Below are 3012 nucleotides of genomic sequence, written 5' to 3'. Positions count from 1 at the left end.
TCTGTTGGTCGGAAAAACGCTTCTTCATGGGGATGTCCTCATGTGGCTTATGAAGACATTACTAACATCGGGGTGTACTAATCAACTGGGAGCAGGTCAGGGTCTCCCCATGCGAGAGTAGGACACTGCCAGGCATCAATTAAACGTTATCGGCCTTGACACCCGATAATGAGCAGGATCGCCAAGTGCGGTTTTGCAACATCGAAAGATGTAACGTGAAAGAACCGGTGGAGCGGTAGTTCAGTTGGTTAGAATACCTGCCTGTCACGCAGGGGGTCGCGGGTTCGAGCCCCGTCCGTTCCGCCACTAATTTGATAAGCCCTGAGTCTCTGACTCAGGGCTTTTTCATATGCAAAATTCAACGAAATTGAATATAGCTGCGTGATTTATGCGGTGAAAATCTGCTCTAGTAAATAATTATCCGAACTGCATGCCAATATAAAGCATAATATACCCGACAGTAGATCTCCGCCGGGTAATGAATTTTTTTTCGTTATTTAATATTCTGGCGCGCAAGTTCCAATTGAATATCCTTATCCAGATTGGCCACCCAGCGATTATAGTTTGGATGAATATTTCCGTCTTTGGCATCCATATTACTGCTAGCAACATAGTTAATGTGATAACTATTTGTATTGTAAGTGATACGTATATCTGCGCTGTGGCCACGTAGCAAAATCTTGCCATCGATCACGCCATCTGCGGTAGGGTTCATAATCCAGCCGCGGTTCAAGCCGGCGGAGAGGATCGCCTGGCGCACCTGTGCATTACTGTGACTATCTGCAATGTTTTGGCTGACGTTTTTAACCGGAGCCGTGCCTGCGCAACCGGTAACCAGCATAGCGGCGAATACGGCAGTTAAAATGAGCTTAAATGGTTTCATACTCTTGTCCATGAGTGTTGGTAAATGAGAAAGGTATTAATCATGCAGGGAAGTGATGCATGACGATCCCTGATTAAGATACACTCATCGGAAAAATTCGACAAATACTGCTGCTTATCATCGTGATATTTCCCTTTTTTCTCAAGTGTTGTCGACTTATGTCGATAAGTAAGCCTAATCGTTTAATCGAATATTCCGTGAAAAAATAGGAATTTTGGGAATGCATTCTGGGGTTAGATATAATAAATTTACCCACGGAATTTTTCTGACCAGTAATCCCCTTAATGGCGGGCGACATGAATATACTCAGTTGGTGGGCAATGGCTCCCGATCGTGGAACGCGTGATGCATGGCGCCAATGGGCTACGGATAATGCTATTACCGCTGAATACCCGGGGGTATTACCCGGTTGTTCTCGTATTCCCATGATGTCACTGCGTCGAATGAGTATCGGAACGCGCCTGGCGGTAGAAAGCGGGTTGATCTTATTGAATGATTACCCGGCGGATATGGCAATCTTTACCAGTCGTCATGGCGAGTTGGAGCGGACGCACAAAATACTCCAGCACTTGCATCAGCAGCAACCCTTATCACCAACGGATTTTGCCATGTCGGTACATAACACAGCGGCGGGATGGTTGACTATTATGGCGAAGAATACTTTGCCGACCACTTCACTGGCCGCCGGCGAAGACAGCTTCCAGCAGGGGATGATTGAGGCCCAGGTCGTATTGGCCACGGGCAGTGCGGAACGGGTGTTATTAATCGATTTCGACGGGATCGTACCGGATGTTTACCGGCCTTTCGCGCCGGAAAATTCGGTTCCCTATGCTGTCGCCCTGCTGCTCGAAAGCGGTGGCACGCTGCAATGTCAGGCAACAACGGCCGAACAGGTGAACCACCAGGAGCCGCAGGGCCTGTCGTTTCTACGAGGATGGCTGAGTGCTGATGATGAATTCACGGTACCGGGCCAGCGGCACGGCTGGTTGTGGAAACGCTGATGGCAACAACGATCCCTGCGGAAAAGGTTTCCGAACAATCCTCATGGTTTAATCGCTGTTGGCGGGTGGTGGCAACGGGCTTTTGCTTTTCGCTATTTGGTTTGGGTGGCCTGTTACTGTCTGGCGTCTGGTTTAATCTGATGCGCCTGGTGGTACGAGATCCCGCACGCCGCAGCCGGTTAACGCAGAACTCAATCCGTCACAGTTTCCGTTTCTTCCTGGCAACGACGCGTTTCTTCGGCGTGCTGGATTACCATTTCGACAATGTAGAACGCTTTAGTGAAGATCGCGGCTGCCTGGTGATCGCCAACCATCCCAGCCTGTTGGATTATGTGCTCCTGGCATCACAAATGCCGCGCTGTGACTGCATCGTCAAAGAGGCCTTGCTGAATAATGTATTTGTCAGCGGGGTGATCAAAGCGGCGGGATATTTGGCTAATGCGCAGTCGGATATTCTTTTGGAACAATGCCATCAACGTCTGGCCAGCGGAGGGACCATCCTGATCTTCCCTGAGGGCACCCGTACCACGCCGGGCAAGGCTCTGACGCTGCAACGAGGGGCGGCCAATATTGCGCTGCGGGGGCAATGTGATATCCGGGTAGTGCATATCCACTGCCATCCCCCCATGCTGACGAAGCAGGGCAAATGGTATAAGATCCCGGCGATAAAACCGCAGTTCCATATCACCGTTCAGGATAAGATCGACGCCCGCGCATTCATTCATGCAAATGACGTTTCTCCCGCCCTTGCGGCAAGAAGATTAACCCAGCATTTAACTGACGCCTTACAGTCAGAACCTACAAATAATGAGATATAGCGGAATGAATTTATTGAGCACCGAAATCAAGCAATTGATCATTGATACGCTCAATCTTGAAGGTATGACACCGGAGGAGATTGACGCCGAGGCACCGCTGTTTGGTGATGGGCTGGGCCTGGATTCCATTGACGCACTGGAATTGGGTTTAGCATTAAAGAATCGTTATGGCGTGGTGCTGTCGGCTGAAAGCCAGGTGACCTGCTCCCAGTTGATTAGTACACCCCGATGTTAGTAATGTCTTCATAAGCCACATGAGGACATCCCCATGAAGAAGCGTTTTTCCGACCAACAGATCATCAGTATTCTC

4 protein-coding genes and 1 tRNA gene are annotated in these 3012 nt (G+C 49.6%); 4 read left to right on the top strand and 1 reads right to left on the bottom strand.

Translation table 11 applies throughout. From position 1 onward, the window contains the following. The first annotated feature begins 229 nt into the window (after window positions 1-229). Window positions 230-306 (top strand) — tRNA-Asp (locus tag OCH02_RS25415). A gap of 187 nt (window positions 307-493) precedes the next feature. On the opposite strand, the gene OCH02_RS25410 is transcribed toward OCH02_RS25415, so the two are convergent. Continuing rightward, window positions 494-883 (bottom strand): hypothetical protein, encoded by a 390-nt coding sequence (locus OCH02_RS25410; protein WP_261433592.1) that lies wholly within the window; start codon window positions 881-883, stop codon window positions 494-496. 284 nt (window positions 884-1167) lie between these two features. Here OCH02_RS25410 and OCH02_RS25405 point away from each other — a divergent pair, with 284 nt between their 5' ends. Genes OCH02_RS25405 through OCH02_RS25395 form a run of 3 tightly spaced genes read left to right on the top strand, consistent with a single transcriptional unit; the run spans window position 1168 to window position 2937 of the window. Continuing rightward, window positions 1168-1884 carry a beta-ketoacyl synthase chain length factor gene (locus OCH02_RS25405; protein ID WP_261433591.1) on the top strand — a complete coding sequence of 239 codons (717 nt, stop codon included), beginning with the start codon at window positions 1168-1170 and terminating at the stop codon, window positions 1882-1884. After that, window positions 1884-2702, top strand: coding sequence for a lysophospholipid acyltransferase family protein (locus OCH02_RS25400; RefSeq protein ID WP_261433590.1), 819 nt, complete (start codon window positions 1884-1886; stop codon window positions 2700-2702). The genes OCH02_RS25405 and OCH02_RS25400 overlap by 1 nt, the downstream gene beginning before the upstream one ends. A gap of 4 nt (window positions 2703-2706) precedes the next feature. Continuing rightward, window positions 2707-2937 (top strand): phosphopantetheine-binding protein, encoded by a 231-nt coding sequence (locus OCH02_RS25395; RefSeq protein WP_261433589.1) that lies wholly within the window; start codon window positions 2707-2709, stop codon window positions 2935-2937. The last annotated feature ends 75 nt before the right edge of the window (window positions 2938-3012 follow it).

It is taken from the genome of Serratia quinivorans (genome assembly GCF_946227985.1).
Lineage (GTDB): Bacteria > Pseudomonadota > Gammaproteobacteria > Enterobacterales > Enterobacteriaceae > Serratia > Serratia quinivorans_A.
Note: the sequence above shows the minus strand (reverse complement) of the source record. Positions and strands in the feature narration are given on the sequence as shown.

Coding starts and splice junctions, on each gene's coding strand:
- OCH02_RS25405 (WP_261433591.1), top strand. CDS start 1,168: ATGGCGGGCGACATGAATATACTCAGTTGGTGGGCAATGGCTCCCGAT.
- OCH02_RS25400 (WP_261433590.1), top strand. CDS start 1,884: ATGGCAACAACGATCCCTGCGGAAAAGGTTTCCGAACAATCCTCATGG.
- OCH02_RS25410 (WP_261433592.1), bottom strand. CDS start 883: ATGAAACCATTTAAGCTCATTTTAACTGCCGTATTCGCCGCTATGCTG.
- OCH02_RS25395 (WP_261433589.1), top strand. CDS start 2,707: ATGAATTTATTGAGCACCGAAATCAAGCAATTGATCATTGATACGCTC.